General features: G+C 64.0%; 11 protein-coding genes. 3 read left to right on the forward strand and 8 right to left on the reverse strand.

The features are described 5' to 3' along the window. Positions 1 to 169: 169 nt before the first annotated feature. Positions 170 to 1,462: an adenylosuccinate synthase gene (locus CCICO_RS09965; RefSeq protein ID WP_018019415.1), complete on the reverse strand. Its 1,293-nt coding sequence runs from the start codon at positions 1,460 to 1,462 to the stop codon at positions 170 to 172. 66 nt (positions 1,463 to 1,528) lie between these two features. Further along, positions 1,529 to 2,920, reverse strand: a complete 1,392-nt coding sequence (locus CCICO_RS09970) for a cryptochrome/photolyase family protein (RefSeq protein ID WP_018019416.1) — start codon at positions 2,918 to 2,920, stop codon at positions 1,529 to 1,531. Positions 2,921 to 2,953: 33 nt separating this feature from the next. Between CCICO_RS09970 and CCICO_RS09975 the strand changes: the two genes are divergently transcribed. Next, on the forward strand, positions 2,954 to 3,790 hold the full coding sequence (locus CCICO_RS09975) for a hypothetical protein (RefSeq protein WP_026161396.1): 837 nt from the start codon (positions 2,954 to 2,956) through the stop codon (positions 3,788 to 3,790). Positions 3,791 to 3,813: 23 nt separating this feature from the next. On the opposite strand, the gene CCICO_RS09980 is transcribed toward CCICO_RS09975, so the two are convergent. From CCICO_RS09980 to CCICO_RS10005, 6 genes are all read right to left on the reverse strand, one after another. After that, on the reverse strand, positions 3,814 to 5,028 hold the full coding sequence (locus tag CCICO_RS09980) for an FUSC family protein (protein ID WP_018019418.1): 1,215 nt from the start codon (positions 5,026 to 5,028) through the stop codon (positions 3,814 to 3,816). 98 nt (positions 5,029 to 5,126) lie between these two features. After that, entirely contained in the window at positions 5,127 to 6,056 is a 930-nt protein-coding gene (locus tag CCICO_RS09985; RefSeq protein WP_018019419.1) for a dihydrodipicolinate synthase family protein, read from the reverse strand. A gap of 29 nt (positions 6,057 to 6,085) precedes the next feature. Further along, the gene (locus CCICO_RS09990) at positions 6,086 to 6,895 is read right to left on the reverse strand and encodes an ABC transporter ATP-binding protein (RefSeq protein ID WP_018019420.1); all 810 of its coding nucleotides are present in this window, start codon (positions 6,893 to 6,895) and stop codon (positions 6,086 to 6,088) included. 7 nt (positions 6,896 to 6,902) lie between these two features. Then, positions 6,903 to 8,888 carry a dipeptide/oligopeptide/nickel ABC transporter permease/ATP-binding protein gene (locus CCICO_RS09995; RefSeq protein ID WP_018019421.1) on the reverse strand — a complete coding sequence of 662 codons (1,986 nt, stop codon included), beginning with the start codon at positions 8,886 to 8,888 and terminating at the stop codon, positions 6,903 to 6,905. After that, positions 8,888 to 9,853 (reverse strand): ABC transporter permease, encoded by a 966-nt coding sequence (locus tag CCICO_RS10000; RefSeq protein ID WP_018019422.1) that lies wholly within the window; start codon positions 9,851 to 9,853, stop codon positions 8,888 to 8,890. The genes CCICO_RS09995 and CCICO_RS10000 overlap by 1 nt, the downstream gene beginning before the upstream one ends. 192 nt (positions 9,854 to 10,045) lie before the next feature. Beyond that, positions 10,046 to 11,656, reverse strand: a complete 1,611-nt coding sequence (locus tag CCICO_RS10005; protein WP_018019423.1) for an ABC transporter substrate-binding protein — start codon at positions 11,654 to 11,656, stop codon at positions 10,046 to 10,048. A 484-nt stretch (positions 11,657 to 12,140) separates the two neighbouring features. On the opposite strand from CCICO_RS10005, the gene CCICO_RS10010 reads away from it, so the two are divergent. Together CCICO_RS10010 and CCICO_RS10015 are read left to right on the forward strand one after the other, a co-directional pair. Then, the gene (locus CCICO_RS10010; protein WP_018019424.1) at positions 12,141 to 12,863 is read left to right on the forward strand and encodes a FadR/GntR family transcriptional regulator; all 723 of its coding nucleotides are present in this window, start codon (positions 12,141 to 12,143) and stop codon (positions 12,861 to 12,863) included. Continuing rightward, the gene (locus CCICO_RS10015; protein ID WP_018019425.1) at positions 12,860 to 13,753 is read left to right on the forward strand and encodes an ROK family protein; all 894 of its coding nucleotides are present in this window, start codon (positions 12,860 to 12,862) and stop codon (positions 13,751 to 13,753) included. The genes CCICO_RS10010 and CCICO_RS10015 overlap by 4 nt, the downstream gene beginning before the upstream one ends. The last annotated feature ends 32 nt before the right edge of the window (positions 13,754 to 13,785 follow it).

Below are 13,785 nucleotides of genomic sequence, written 5' to 3' on the forward strand. Positions count from 1 at the left end.
TTTTTTAGCTGCCGCAGCTAACCCACCGATAAGCAGGCTAATCTGCATCAACATCCTGTTCACGATCAAACACCTCACCACACTTCCTTATGTGGTGCACTCACGACGAAGCCCCCGTGGAAGTAAAGCTCGAGCCTCACTACTACGGGGGCGCACCAAGGGGTGTCGACTACTTAGATTCCATCACGTCATGAATGGTGATGGTTTGGTCGCGGCCAGGGCCGACGCCGATGTAGGAGATGCGGCAGCCGGAGAGCTCCTCAAGGCGGCGCACATAGTCCTGCGCCTTTTCGGGCAGCTCCTCAAAGCTGCGGCAGCCGGTGATGTCTTCGTCCCACGCGGGCATGGTCTCGTAAATCGGGGTGGCGTGGTGGAAGTCGGACTGGGTCATCGGCATCTCGTCAAAACGGGTGCCATCCACGTCATAGGCCACACAGATCGGGATCTCCCCGATGCCGGTGAGCACGTCGAGCTTGGTGAGGAAGAGGTCCGTGAAGCCGTTGACGCGGGATGCGTAGCGGGCCACCACGGAGTCGTACCAGCCGCAGCGGCGCTTACGGCCGGTGTTCACACCGACCTCACCGCCGGTGGTTTGGAGGAACTCGCCCCACTTGTCAAAGAGTTCCGTGGGGAAGGGGCCGGCACCCACGCGGGTGGTGTAGGCCTTAACGATGCCCAGCGAGGAGGTGATCTTGGTGGGGCCGATACCGGAGCCCACACAGGCGCCGCCTGCGGAGGGGTTCGAGGAGGTGACGAAGGGATAGGTGCCGTGATCCACATCGAGCATGGTGGCCTGGCCACCCTCCATGAGCACGTGCTTGCCCTCGTCCAAGGCGCGGTTGAGCTCCAGCTCGGACTCGATCACCATCGGCTTGAGGCGCTCGGCATAGGAGAGGAAGTACTGCACCACCTCTTCCGGGTCCACGGCCTTGCGGTTGTACATCTTCACCAGGATCTGGTTTTTCTGATCCAAAGCGGATTCCACCTTTTGGCGCAGGATGGACTCATCGAAAATGTCCTGGATGCGCACACCGACGCGCGAAACCTTGTCCGCATAGGTGGGGCCGATGCCGCGGCCGGTGGTGCCGATCGCACGCTTACCCAAGAAGCGCTCGCCCACGCGGTCGATAATCTGGTGGTAGGGAGCAACCACGTGTGCATTGGCGGAGATCCGCAGCCGGGAGGCCTTGGCACCGCGCGCTTCGAGGCCATCGATCTCATCGAAGAGCGCCTCGAGGTTGATAACCACACCATTGCCCAGCACGGGGGTGGCGTTCTCCGAGAGCACACCGGCGGGCAGCAGCTTCAGCTCGTACTTCTCGCCGCCCACCACCACGGTGTGGCCGGCGTTGTTGCCGCCGTTGGGCTTGACCACGTAGTCCACTCGGCCGCCGAGAATATCGGTGGCTTTGCCCTTGCCTTCATCGCCCCACTGGGCGCCGACGATGACCACAACCGCCATGGCGTGTCACTTCCCTTGATATCTATTAGAGGTATGGAGAGTAGGTAGCCCGAGTGCGAGCCGGAATCAGTCTACAACACCGGCCCTGTAGCGTTGTGTGGTGTCTTTATAGGCGGCCAGCGCTCGGGCGCGGGATTCTTTCACGTCCACATGCGGCTCCGGATACATCGGCGTGCCCCATTCCGGCACCCAGCGCTGAATGTAGCGATGCTTTGGATCGAACTTCTTTTCTTGGGTGAGTGGGTTGAAGATACGGAAGTAGGGGGCGGCGTCATCACCACAGCCGGCTACCCACTGCCAATTGAAAGGGTTGGAGGCGTAGTCGGCGTCGACAAGCGTGTCCCAGAACCATTCTTCGCCGTGGCGCCAGTGAATACCCAGGTTTTTGGTGAGCCACGAGCCCACCACCATGCGTACGCGGTTGTGCATGGTGCCGGTGGCCCAGAGCTCGCGCATTCCGGCATCCACGAGGGGCACGCCGGTGTGGCCGCGCCGCCACTGCTGTAATTGCTCGGCGTAATCCTCCTCCGGCGGGGTGAGTCCGTACTCTCCGGCGGCGGAATTCCACGCCCACGGGAAGTGATCGAATTGGGCGCGCACATTGGTGGTGGCGAGGTCTGGGCGGGCCCACAGGCGGCTCCATGCGAACTCGCGCCACAACAGCTCGGAACGGAAGGTGGAATCAGAGATGTCCTGCCAGGCGGCGACGGGGCTGATCTCGCCGAAGCGCAGGTGGGGAGACAGCCGCGAGGTTGCGGGCACCGCCGGGTAGTCGCGCTTATCCGCGTAATCGCCATATTCCGCGCAGCGCTGTTCGAAGCGGTCGAGTGCCTTCCACGCTCCGGCCTCGCCGGGCTGCCAGTGCTCGCGAAAGCCTGCGGCCCAATCGATCTCGCTGACTAGTCCGAGAGCACGGATGTCCTCATCCAGCTCCCAGTCAGGCTCCAGCTCGGGTGGGCGCTGCAGATCGCCTGGGCCTACATCCTCGCCCAGCAACTCACCGGCCTTGCGGGCATAGGGGGAATACACCTTGTAGGACGAGCCCTCGTTTGTCTGCACCTCCCACGGCTCGGAGAGCAAAAACCCGGGGAAGCTGCGCACCTCATAGTCGGCGGCAAGCGTGGATTTGATGGCTGCGTCGCGCTGCGCCAACTCCGGCACATAGCGGCGCTGCCACACCACAGCTTGGGCGCCACACTCCGCCGCGAACTGCGGGATCAGCTGCTCCGGATCGCCGGTGACGAGCTGCAGGCTGATGCCGAGCTCGGCGAGGCGGCGGCGATGAGCCTGCAAGGAATACGCCAGCCACCAGCGGCTCGCCGCACCTATGGGGCGCAGGCCCGACGGCGGGGATTCCCACACGTACACCGCACGGATGTCCTCATCGTGCTCACGCGCCCACTCGAGCGGGGCGTGATCAATCGTGCGCAAGTCATCGCGGTACCACACCAAAATCATAATGATCCAGCTTAGCCAGATACTATGGCCGATATGCCGACCCTAGTGCTGAACTGTGGCGATCACCCCTGCCCCCTTGACGCCGGTGAACTGGTAGAACTGCCCGCCCTGCCCCGGCGTGGCGACCTGCTGTTTCTCAGAGAGCGCGCCGCACAGCTCCTGCCGAAGGATGACACCCCAACCCTGGCGGAGATCCAAGCCCGCCCCGATGTGGAACATCTCGGCAGCCCCTCCCCCGCTCCGCAGCGCCCGGCTGAACCGTGGCGGATCATTGTGGTGGGCAGCGATGCTGCCCTTTCGGCGGTGCTGGCCCGGCTGATGAAAAGTGATGCGCTCTGGGCAGAGATCGGGTTTGTGCCCACCGATGCCGACTCGGTGGCCGCCCGTAACTATGGAATCCCCACCTCGCCCGAGTCCGCCTGGCGGCTCGCCCGCTACGGCTCGCCCAGGCCAAGCTGCCTGATTCGTGATGATAAAGGCAGCGTGGTGGCTGGGCATGCCACCATCAGCGACCCCGAAAACAAGCAGCTGGTGGGCGAGATCATCGTGGACGATGCGCAATTGCACCACAATGAGGACCGCCGCACCGCCAGCCGTGGGCTTTTTGGGGCCAAGCTTGTGCCCATGGTGGAGGCGCCAGGCATCGCCGCCGTGCGGCTGACCACTGCCCTAGCTGCCCCGCGGCGGCGCTGGTTTGGTCGCAATACCGTGGCCGGCGATACCGATGCCTCCTCCGTGTTGCTCGGCCGGGCGGTTCAGGCTGGCGGGCCGCAGCTGCAGGTGAGTATCGATTCTGTGCCTCGGCCTAACCCGGTAGAGGCGGTGACGTTCTACCGGCATCTGCGGGATCTACAGATCATCCGGCTCTAGGGGCTCCACGTGCGCCAGAGGGGCTAGAGTTCCTCCTCATCCCATAGCTCCGGGGGCACGTGCGGGGTATCCGAGGTGGGCTTGAGCACCGCCTGGGCGGAATCGCGGGAGAGCCCGCACACCTGCAGCAGATCCACCACGAGGGAACGACACTGGCCCAGCATCATGTGGGCAGAAAGCACCCGGCCCTCGGCCACCTCGAGGCCCATGCGGGCACCGAGCAGGCGCAGCCGCCGCACCACATACGGGATCTGTTGGGAGCGCACATTCTTTTCTCCGCGATCAAAAAGCGAAGAGAGCAGCAGTGTGATATCCGAGAGCTCATCAATGAGTGCCAGGTGCTCCTCGCTTACGCTATCGCCATCCTCAATCAGCACTTGGGCTCGACGGGCCAACACCCGGGTAGTGCGCACGGCATTATCCACCTGCTCCAGAGTGGTGAGCAAGGTGTTGACGCGGCGGGAGGCATCGCCCCACAGGAAGGGCGAGACCTCCACCGAGGCTTTGCCCTCCTTCGCGGCGGCAATCATGGAGTTGATATTGCCCTGGGTGCCGCGCACCTCCTCGAGCGCCTCGGCGATGGCCTGGGCATCGTTGTTGCGCAAGGCGGCTGCCACATCGGCCAGCACATCGGAGGCGATGCCCAGCACCTTCGCGATCTCGCGGCGGCCCGCCTTGAGCGGGGAGGCCGGGATGAGCGCCATCATCAAAATGGCCACCAGCCCGCCGATCACCGCATCAATCATGCGGTCAAAGCCACCGGCATCGCCCGGCGGCAGCAGCGTGGCCACCAACACCGCACCGATCGCGGCCTGGTTGGATACCAGCGGGGACTTATCCATAAACCGGGCGATCGCCTGGGTGATCACCACCGCCGCCACAATCTGCAGCGGGCCGGAGCCGACCTGCATGATGATGACATCACCAATACCCACACCGAGCACCACGCCCACCATGAGCTCCACGGCGCGGCGCATGCGCCCCACCCCGGAAATGCCGGTGACGATCACCGCGGCCATGGGGGCGAAGAAAGGCACATTGTGGTGGGTGATGTGCAGCGCGATGAAATAGGCCAAACCGGCGCCGAGGGCCGATTGGACAATCGTCAGCCACGAATCATTGAGGCGATTCTTGCCGTGGGACACGGCGCGTTTGATGCGCCCGGAGACGCTGCTGGGCACGCGCAAACGGCGCAGCACCCGGCCGGTGGTTGAGGGAGTACGGGCTGGCTGGGACATGGCTCACCATTGTAGGCTTCTTCAGCCGCACGCTGCACCAACGCCCTCTCGGCCGTGGTGGCGGGGAGAGGGCGTCGACAAGCGGCAGCGGGCACGAACTAGAGCAGGCCGGCACGCTCCACGATGGCGCGAATCGCCTCGCGGGAAGGCGTATCCGTAATCTGCGGCAGCGGCGGCGACATGAGATTAGAGGAGAACACCCCCATCAGCTCCAGTGCGGTCTTAAACGCGCCCACTCCCGCGGCCGGGCCTACCTTGCCCACCGGCTGGAACACGATCTCGAACAAGTCGGCCAGCCGGTTCTGCTGCTCGATCACCGTGGCAAAATCACCCGCCTCAAAGGCCTGCCACATGCACACATAGCCGGCCGGGTCCACATTGCCCAAGCCCGGCACGCACCCATCGGCGCCCGCGGCGAAGGCCCCATCCACCACCGCCTCGTGGCCGGTGAGCAGCACCAAAGGATGGCCCGCGGCCTCGTTGAAGTGCACGAGACGACGGAAGGAGACATCATCGCCGGAGGAATCCTTCACCCCTGCGAGAACGCCCTCCTCGCCCAACTGCACCAACAACTCCGGCGATAGCTTCGAGTGCACGCACACCGGGATGTCATAGGCGATCACCGGCAGCTCCGTGGCTTGGGCCACCAGCCGGAAATGCTGGGCGATCTCCTCTGGGCCGGTGATGGCGTAGAAGGGGGCGGTGGCCACCACGCCGTCCACGCCGCAGGCCTCCGCCTGGCGCACATGCTCGATCACGCGCTTGGTTTGGGTATCGATGCAGCCGGCATAGACCGGCACCCGGCCAGCCACGTGCTCGACAGTGGTGCGCAGCAGGTGGGTGCGCTCGGCATCGGTGAGAAAAGCCACCTCGCCGGAGGAGCCGAGGGCGAAAATGGCGTCCACGCCGGCGTCGATGAGACGATCGATCAGTCGCCTCAGCGCCGGGATATCCATCTCCCCATCGGCGCTCAGCGGGGTCAACAACGGCGGAATGATGCCGCGCGAGATGCGCGAAGAAGCAGTCATGATTGCCTTTCTACAAGCTGTCAACGTGTTTACAGCAGCGAGGGGGTTGCGGCGAGCAGGGTGCGGGTGTAGTCCTGCTGCGGGTGGGCGAAGAGATCATCCGTGGGCTGCTCCTCGATGAGCTCGCCCTTGTACATCACGCACATCCGATCCGAGACATAACGGACCGTATTAATATCGTGCGAGATAAACACCAGGCCAAGGCCCAGTTCCGTGCGAAGATCAGTGAGCAGATTGAGTACCTGGGCGCGCACCGAGACGTCCAAGGCAGAGGTGGGCTCGTCGGCGATAATGAGATCCGGCTCCAAAGCGAGCGCCCGGGCGATAGCCACGCGCTGGCGCTGGCCACCAGAAATCTGGCGCGGCAGCACCTCCAAGGCGGATTGGGGCAGCCCCACCAAATCGAGCAGCTTCTTCACCCGCTTCAGGCGGGCCGCCTCGGAATCGATCTTGTGCACACGCAAAGGATCAAGCAGTTGATCGCGCACACTCATGCGCGGGTTCAACGCCGTGGCAGGATCCTGAAACACTACCGAGACCGATCGGCCCAGCTCCTTGCGCATCCGGGAAGAATTCTTCAGCGGCTGGCCCTTAAACAGCACGTCCCCGGAGGTGGGCTGCTGCAGACCGACCATCACTCGCGCCAAGGTGGACTTGCCGCAACCGGACTCGCCCACAATGCCCACGACCTCGCCGCGGCGGATCGATAGGTTCACATCCTTATTGGCGTGCACCTTATCGGGGCGAAAGAGCTTGCCCGTGCGGGTCTTATGAATCACATTGACCTGCTTGAGCTGGATCAACGGCGGCGTGGCCGCAGCTGTGTCTGTGTTAGCCATAGTGATTCTAGGCTCCCTTCAAGCTGTTCAGCAGCTGGTCCGTGGCGGCGTAGGAGTGGCTCGGCGAGCCATCCACGGGGCGCAGCAAGGGCTTTTCATTCAGGCCGATCTCCGGATAGGAGGAACGCGGGGCAAAACGATCGCCCTGCACAAACTCGCGCGGGCTGGGCACCGTTCCCGGCACTTGGTAGAGCCGATCCGCCCCCGACTCGATCGACAGCACCGAGCCCAGCAAACCACGGGTGTACTCGTGCCGAGGATCGGCGAGCAGCTCGCGGGTATTGGCCTGCTCCACCACCTGGCCGGCGTACATCACCGTGATCTTATGGGCCAGCTTGGCCACCAAGGCCAGATCGTGGCTGACGAAGATCATGGAGAATCCGAGCTTGTCCCGCAGATCATTCAGCAAATCCACCACCTGGTGCTGCACGGTGACATCCAGGGCCGTGGTCGGCTCATCGGCGATGAGCAGACGCGGATTACGGGTGAGCGCCATAGCGATGAGCACGCGCTGGCGCTGGCCGCCGGACAGCTCGTGCGGATAGGACTTGAGGGTGCGCACAGGATCCAAGCCCACCAGCTCCAGCAGCTCCTCCGCCGAGCGGGTGCCGCCCCGCCGAATCAGCTGGTGCAGCTGGGACTTAATCAGCATCGAAGGATTAAGGGAGCTGAGCGCATCCTGGTAGATCATGGCCATGTCGTGCCCGCGCAGCGCATTGTGCTCCTCGGGCGAGAGCTTAAGCAGGTTGGTGCCATCGAAGAGGATCTCGCCGCTGATGCGGGCCGTGGGTGGCAGCAGGCCCATGATCGCCATAGAGGCGATGGACTTGCCGCAGCCGGACTCGCCCACCAGACCCATGGTTTGGCCTGGGGAGACGGTGAAGCTGATGTTGTCCACAATGTTCACATCGCCATGGGCGGCAGGGAACGCGATGGACAGATCCTTCACCTCCAGCAGCGGCTGCTTATCCAAGGTGTAGTCCAGGCGGCGGTTCTCCTTGGTTTCCGCCTCGCGGAGCGTAGCCAAGGAGCTCTGCAGAGAGGCGCGGGCCTCCGCGGCGGAGACTACACCAAGGGTGTCGCGGCTTTCCACCGTCTCGCCTTCGTCCTCGGCGGCCGCGGTGGGCTTGATCCGCGGCGAGGCCATGGCATCGGTGAGCCCCTCGGAGAGGATATTGAGCGCCAGCACGGTGAGCAGAATCATCAACCCTGGGAAGAAAGTGGGCCACCAAGCGCCATTGAGCAGCACCTGCTTGCCATCAGCCAAAATATTGCCCCAGGAGGGCTCCGGCGGGTTCACCCCGGCATTGATGAAGGACAGCGAGGCCTCGAAGACGATGGCATCAGCCACCAGCACCGTGGCGAACACGGCGATTGGGGCGATGGTGTTGCGGGCCACGTGCTTGAACAGGATATGCGGCACCCCGGAGCCCATGACTTTCGCGGCGGACACATAGTCCTCGCCGAACTCGGCCAGCACATTGGCGCGCACCACGCGGGAGAGCTGCGGAACGTAGAGGAAACCGATGGCGAAGACGAGCACGGGAATGGAGTTGCCGAACACAGCCACAAACACCGCGGCCAGCGCGATACCGGGGAAGGACATGATGATGTCCAGGATGCGCATGAGCACCTCGGAGACCACCTTGCCGGCGGTGGCGGCGATGGAGCCGAGCACCGCGGCCACGGCCAGGGCTGCGGCGGTGGCGCAGAGGCCGATGATCAGCGAGGACTGGGCGCCGTAGGCCACGCGGGAGAAGATATCGCGGCCGATGGCATCGGTGCCGAACCAGTGCTCGCCGCTCGGCGGCTCGATGGGCGCGCCCGTGGTGGCCAGCCGATCGTAGGGGGCGATCACGGGGGCGAAGATGGCCATGAGCGCCACCAGCAGCAAAAACACCAGCGCGATCTTGGAGATCACAGGCAGGGCTGCGAGGCCTTGGAAGCGTGCCCCGGCGGTGGATTCGAGTTGAGCAGTCAGTTTTTTACGCATTAGATGCTCCTGATGCGCGGATTAACGAGAACGTAGAGCATGTCCACGATGATGTTGATGATGATGAAGGCGATGGCCACGGTGAGGGTCACGCCTTGCACGAGGAACACATCATTGCGGGTCACGCCGTCGAGGATGAGCTGGCCCATAGCCTGGATATTGAAGATGATCTCGATGATCACCGCGCCACCCATGAGATAGCCCACGCGCAGACCCAGCACGGTGATGGGGGTGATCAGCGCGTTGCGCAGCACGTTGCGGGAGATCACCTCGTGCTTCGGGATACCGGAGCCGATGGCGGTGCGCACATAGTCCTTGTCCAGCTCCTCCACCATGGCGGTGCGCACCACGCGGGTGAGCGAGCCGGCCACCGGCAAGGCCAGGGCCACAGCCGGCAGGAACATGTTATTTACATAGGTGGCAGGATCCTCGCTGAAGGGCACCCAAGAGGTAATGAGCGCGGGGAAGATACCGGCGCCGCCGGGGATGGTGCCCAGCCACTGGATGAGCAGAATCGCCAGCCAGAAAGACGGGGTGGCCAAGGCGGCGATGGAGAACACACGGATCAGCTGATCCGGCCAGCGGTCGCGGTAGAGCGCGGCCAGCACGCCGAATACGAGGGAGAGGACGGCGGCGATGATCAGCCCCAAGAAGGTCAGCTGCAGGGTGATGGGAAAGGCCTTGGCAATCACATCCACCACGGGAGTATTGCCGGTGGTGGTGCCCAAATCGCCCTGCAGCATATTCACCACAAAGTGGCCGTAGCGCACCAGCAGTGGATCATTGAGTCCGTGGGCGTCGCGGTAGTTCTCCAGCGCCTCTGCCGAGGCGGCCTCGCCCAGCGCGAGGCGGGCGGGGTCGGCGGGGCTAAAGGACATGATGAAGAACACCAAAAACGTCACGCCGAGGACCATGATGGGCAGCGCCACCAGGCGCCGGCCTATCAATCGGAGCAGGTTAGACATAGATTCTTCTCATTTCGTGCATGCACACGGCCGCCGTCGAACAGGCGAGAAACAGCGCGGGGTCTCCCACGGCGGCCAATAAGGTGATGCGGCGGTGATGATTGCAGCCGCGGCGGATGCCTGCCCGGCCCGGCGCGGCGCTGGTGGGTGACGCGCCGGATGCGCGGCTCGGGCGGGGCGAGGCGGCGGGGGTTACTTGGTGGTGCCCACGTCCACGAAGCTCAGGCCGGTCAGCGAGATCGGCTGGAAGTCCACCAGGGTGGTGGCGTCGTAGGCGGTGGGGGCCTTGCGGTGGAAGAGCGGGTAGAGCGGGACGTTGTCCGAGAGAACGTCGAAAAGCTCGTTCCAGGTGTTTTGCTGTTCGGTGGAGTCGGTGGCGCGCAGGCCCTTATCCAAAAGCTGCTGCACCTGGTCATAGGACTCGCTGCCCTTCCAGTGCATGCGGGAATCGGTCCAGGTGTCGCCGGCGTACCACCAGCGCATGAGCAGGTCGGGGTCATTGCCGAAGACGCTGGGGTCGCCGGGGGCGATCACCACATCGTAGGCACCGGGCTTGCCGTCGATGGTGTTGTAGACATCGGAAGACTTCTTTTCGATGAACTCCACCTCGATGCCCAGCCCAGAGAGGGACTGCTCGATCAGCGGGGTGCACTTTTTCACCCAGTCGTGGTCCGTGCACAGCATGCGCAGCTTGCTCAGGCCGGTCTCCTTGAACAGGCTCTTGGCCTTGTCCGGCTCATAGGTGTAGACGGTGGAGGCCTCGTGATAGTTCGGGTGCTCCTTCTGCAGGAAGGAGGTGGCCGGGGTGGCCTGGTCCAGCATCGCGGTGGAGATGATCTTGTCCATGTCGATGCCGTAGAGGAAGGCCTGGCGGTTTTTCACCTCGGCGAAGGGGTTGTCCTTGGAGTTGTTGAACATGGCAAAGAGCAACCCGAAGCCTTGTACCGAGTCCACGGTGGACATGGCCTTGAGCTGATCCACCGAGAGATAGGGCACCGAGTCGATGGCCTGGACCTCGCCGGACTGCATGGCGTTCGTGCGGGTGGAGGCATCGGGGATGATCTGCCAGGTCATGGTGGCGGCGCGGGCCGGCTTGGGGCCGGTGTAGTCCTCGAAGCGCTCGAATTGCACCTTCTTGGAGGTGCCGCCGTTGTCGGTCATGCGGTAGGCGCCGGTGCCGGTGGGGTTGGCATCGAATCCATCGGGATCGGATTCCACGATCTTCTTAGGCACAATCTTGACCACCGAGAGGCGATCGGCGAACACGCCGGTCTCGTGCTTGGTGGTGATGGTGACGGTGTTGTCATCCTTCTTTTCCACCTTCTCTATGAAGGGGATGAACGAGGCGTAGAGGGACTTATTGGCCTCATCCATCACCCGCTCATAGGAGAAGACAACATCCTCGGCGGTCACCGGGGTGCCATCGTGGAAGACGGCGCCGTCGCGCAGCTGGATCTCGGAGGTGGTGCCGTCGAGGGTGGGCATCTCCTTGGCAAGCGCCGCATAGGATTCGCCGGTAACGGGGTCCATCTCCGTGAGGCCTTCGAGGGTGTGCCAGTTGGCGGCCAAGGTGAGCGCGGAGGTGGTGGTCATGGGGTCATAGCCATTGGTGCCCAGCTCATAGGAGATGGCGGCGTTGATGGCGCCGTCGGCTTTGGCGTCTTCTGCCGTGGCGGCATCCTGCTGGATTCCGCCGCCGCCATTACCCGATCCGCAGGCGGCCAAGGTGGCGCTCAACCCTGCGGCGGCGCCGAGGGCGCCGGTAATGCGGAAAAAGTCGCGGCGGCTGAAGGGGCGGTGCATTGAGTCAGTCATGGTGGCTGCTTCCTTATGTTCCTACAAGGTCCCAGCGACTCCACGCCGCGCATGCTGCGGCGTAGGCGGGGACGGGCCTGATGCGGGTATGAAATTGTTCTCAGGTCAGGCGGCGCACCAGCCGGCAGAAGCTACGGGGGCGTACCCTAGCTAGTGATGCTCGGTCTCATGACACTCGGTGGCTGCGCTGTGATCGGCCTCGGTGCGCACATATAAAGAGGCCTAGCTCACTGCCTATCCCAATAGTACGTCAGACATCTGATGAGGTAAAGGGATTCTGTTAAACTTGCACCTAAAGACAACTGTATAAGGCCACTTCCCCACCGTGACGCCCTTATGGCATTCATCACCCACTCCCACTGAGGTGCCCACCGCGGTGGCAGCACACCAGGGACGCGACGTCGAACACGCATCACTGCCACCTGTTTTTCCTAGTGGCCTTCTCCCACCACCCAAGAAAGCTGGAAGTGTCATGCCCGTCCGCAAGAACTCCCACGGCATTAGCCCCACTGCCACCGCGATCGAGGACTACATCCGGGCGAACAAGCTCGCCCCCGGAGACGTGCTACCCTCCGAAGCCGCCCTATGTGAGCTGCTCAATGTGTCTCGCTCCTCCGTGCGCGAAGCGATGCGCACCCTCTCCACCCTGGACGTGGTGGAGGTGCGCCACGGCTATGGCACCTATGTGGGGCAGATGTCCTTGGCGCCGCTGGTCAACGGCATGGTGCTGCGCATGAGCCTCAACGAGAAGGTGGCGCTCGAGCAGCTCAAGCACGTGGTGGATACCCGCATCGCCTTCGATCTCGCCGCCGCCGAGGACCTCATGGCCCACTATCGCGCCACCTCCACCGCCACCCTGCGCGAGCACGTGGCTAACATGCGCGCCGCTTGGGACAAGGGGCAGTCCTTTGCCGAGCACGATCGCGCCTTTCACCAGGAGCTCATCGACCAGCAAACCAACCCGCTACTCCGCGAGCTCACCATGGCCATGTGGGAAATCCACACCCGCGCCATCCCCATCATCGGCGTGACCACCCCGAAGGATATGGAAGACACCATCGATGCCCACGAGCTGATGATCGACGCCCTCGAGGCCGGCGATGTGAACGCCTACAAGGAGGTGGTCGAGCAACACTACCGGCCTTTACGCCGCGTGATCTCCGAGCAGCTCGCAGCCGAGGAGAATCAGCGGTGAGCAGCCATGTCATCGGCATCGATCTCGGCGGCACCAAAATCGCCGCTGGGCTTATTGCCACCGACCGCCCCACCGAGGTAATTCAACAGGTACGCACCGCCACCCCCGCCGCCAGCCAGATCATCCCCACGATCGCCGAGCTCATCGCGCCGCTTATCGACACCTCCCCGCAGCCCATTCACGCGCTCGGCATCGGCGCCCCCGGGGTGATCGACCCCGCCCGCGGCACGGTGGTCTCCGCCGGGCCCACCATGCCCGGCTGGGCGGGCACTCCCCTGCGCGAGCAGTTGCACGCCGCCACCGGGCTGGAGGTGCACGTAGCCAATGATGTTCGCGCCCTCGGCCTCGGTGAATCCCGCTATGGCGCCGGCGCCCGCTATGGACGCACCCTCTTTCTCAGCCTCGGCACCGGGGTGGGCGGGGCGCTGGTGATCGACGGCCAGCTAGCCTCCTCGCCTCACTTCACCGCAGGCGAGCTACGCCGGGTGATTGGCCGCGGCTTCGATGGCACCGCCACCCCGATCGAGGAGTTCGCCTCCGGCACCGGCCTCGCCGCCACCTATCACCGCGCGGCCGGCCACAGCGGGCCAGCTACGCGCAGCTGGCGCGAGATCATGGCCGACTATGAGCAGGACGATCTCGCACAGCGCGTGCTCAAACGCTGCATGCTCAACCTAGGCGAGGCCATCGCCGGGCTCGCCAGCGCCATCGATATTGACGCCATCGTCCTCGGCGGCGGAGTGGGATCCCTCGGCGATGTGGTGCTCTGCCCCTTCAAACGGGCCTTTCGCACCTATGCCCTGCAGCCGCTCGACACCATCGATATCCTGCCCGCCCAGCTGGGCCAGGCAGCGCCCATCATTGGTGCCGCCGCCCTCGTGCCCGCCTAAACGCAGCACACCCCTTACGCCACCGGAATCGT

The sequence above is a fragment of the Corynebacterium ciconiae DSM 44920 genome (genome assembly GCF_030440575.1).
GTDB lineage: Bacteria > Actinomycetota > Actinomycetes > Mycobacteriales > Mycobacteriaceae > Corynebacterium > Corynebacterium ciconiae.

Coding starts and splice junctions, on each gene's coding strand:
- CCICO_RS09965 (WP_018019415.1), bottom strand. CDS start 1,462: ATGGCGGTTGTGGTCATCGTCGGCGCCCAGTGGGGCGATGAAGGCAAG.
- CCICO_RS09970 (WP_018019416.1), bottom strand. CDS start 2,920: ATGATTTTGGTGTGGTACCGCGATGACTTGCGCACGATTGATCACGCC.
- CCICO_RS09975 (WP_026161396.1), top strand. CDS start 2,954: ATGCCGACCCTAGTGCTGAACTGTGGCGATCACCCCTGCCCCCTTGAC.
- CCICO_RS09980 (WP_018019418.1), bottom strand. CDS start 5,028: ATGTCCCAGCCAGCCCGTACTCCCTCAACCACCGGCCGGGTGCTGCGC.
- CCICO_RS09985 (WP_018019419.1), bottom strand. CDS start 6,056: ATGACTGCTTCTTCGCGCATCTCGCGCGGCATCATTCCGCCGTTGTTG.
- CCICO_RS09990 (WP_018019420.1), bottom strand. CDS start 6,895: ATGGCTAACACAGACACAGCTGCGGCCACGCCGCCGTTGATCCAGCTC.
- CCICO_RS09995 (WP_018019421.1), bottom strand. CDS start 8,888: ATGCGTAAAAAACTGACTGCTCAACTCGAATCCACCGCCGGGGCACGC.
- CCICO_RS10000 (WP_018019422.1), bottom strand. CDS start 9,853: ATGTCTAACCTGCTCCGATTGATAGGCCGGCGCCTGGTGGCGCTGCCC.
- CCICO_RS10005 (WP_018019423.1), bottom strand. CDS start 11,656: ATGCACCGCCCCTTCAGCCGCCGCGACTTTTTCCGCATTACCGGCGCC.
- CCICO_RS10010 (WP_018019424.1), top strand. CDS start 12,141: ATGCCCGTCCGCAAGAACTCCCACGGCATTAGCCCCACTGCCACCGCG.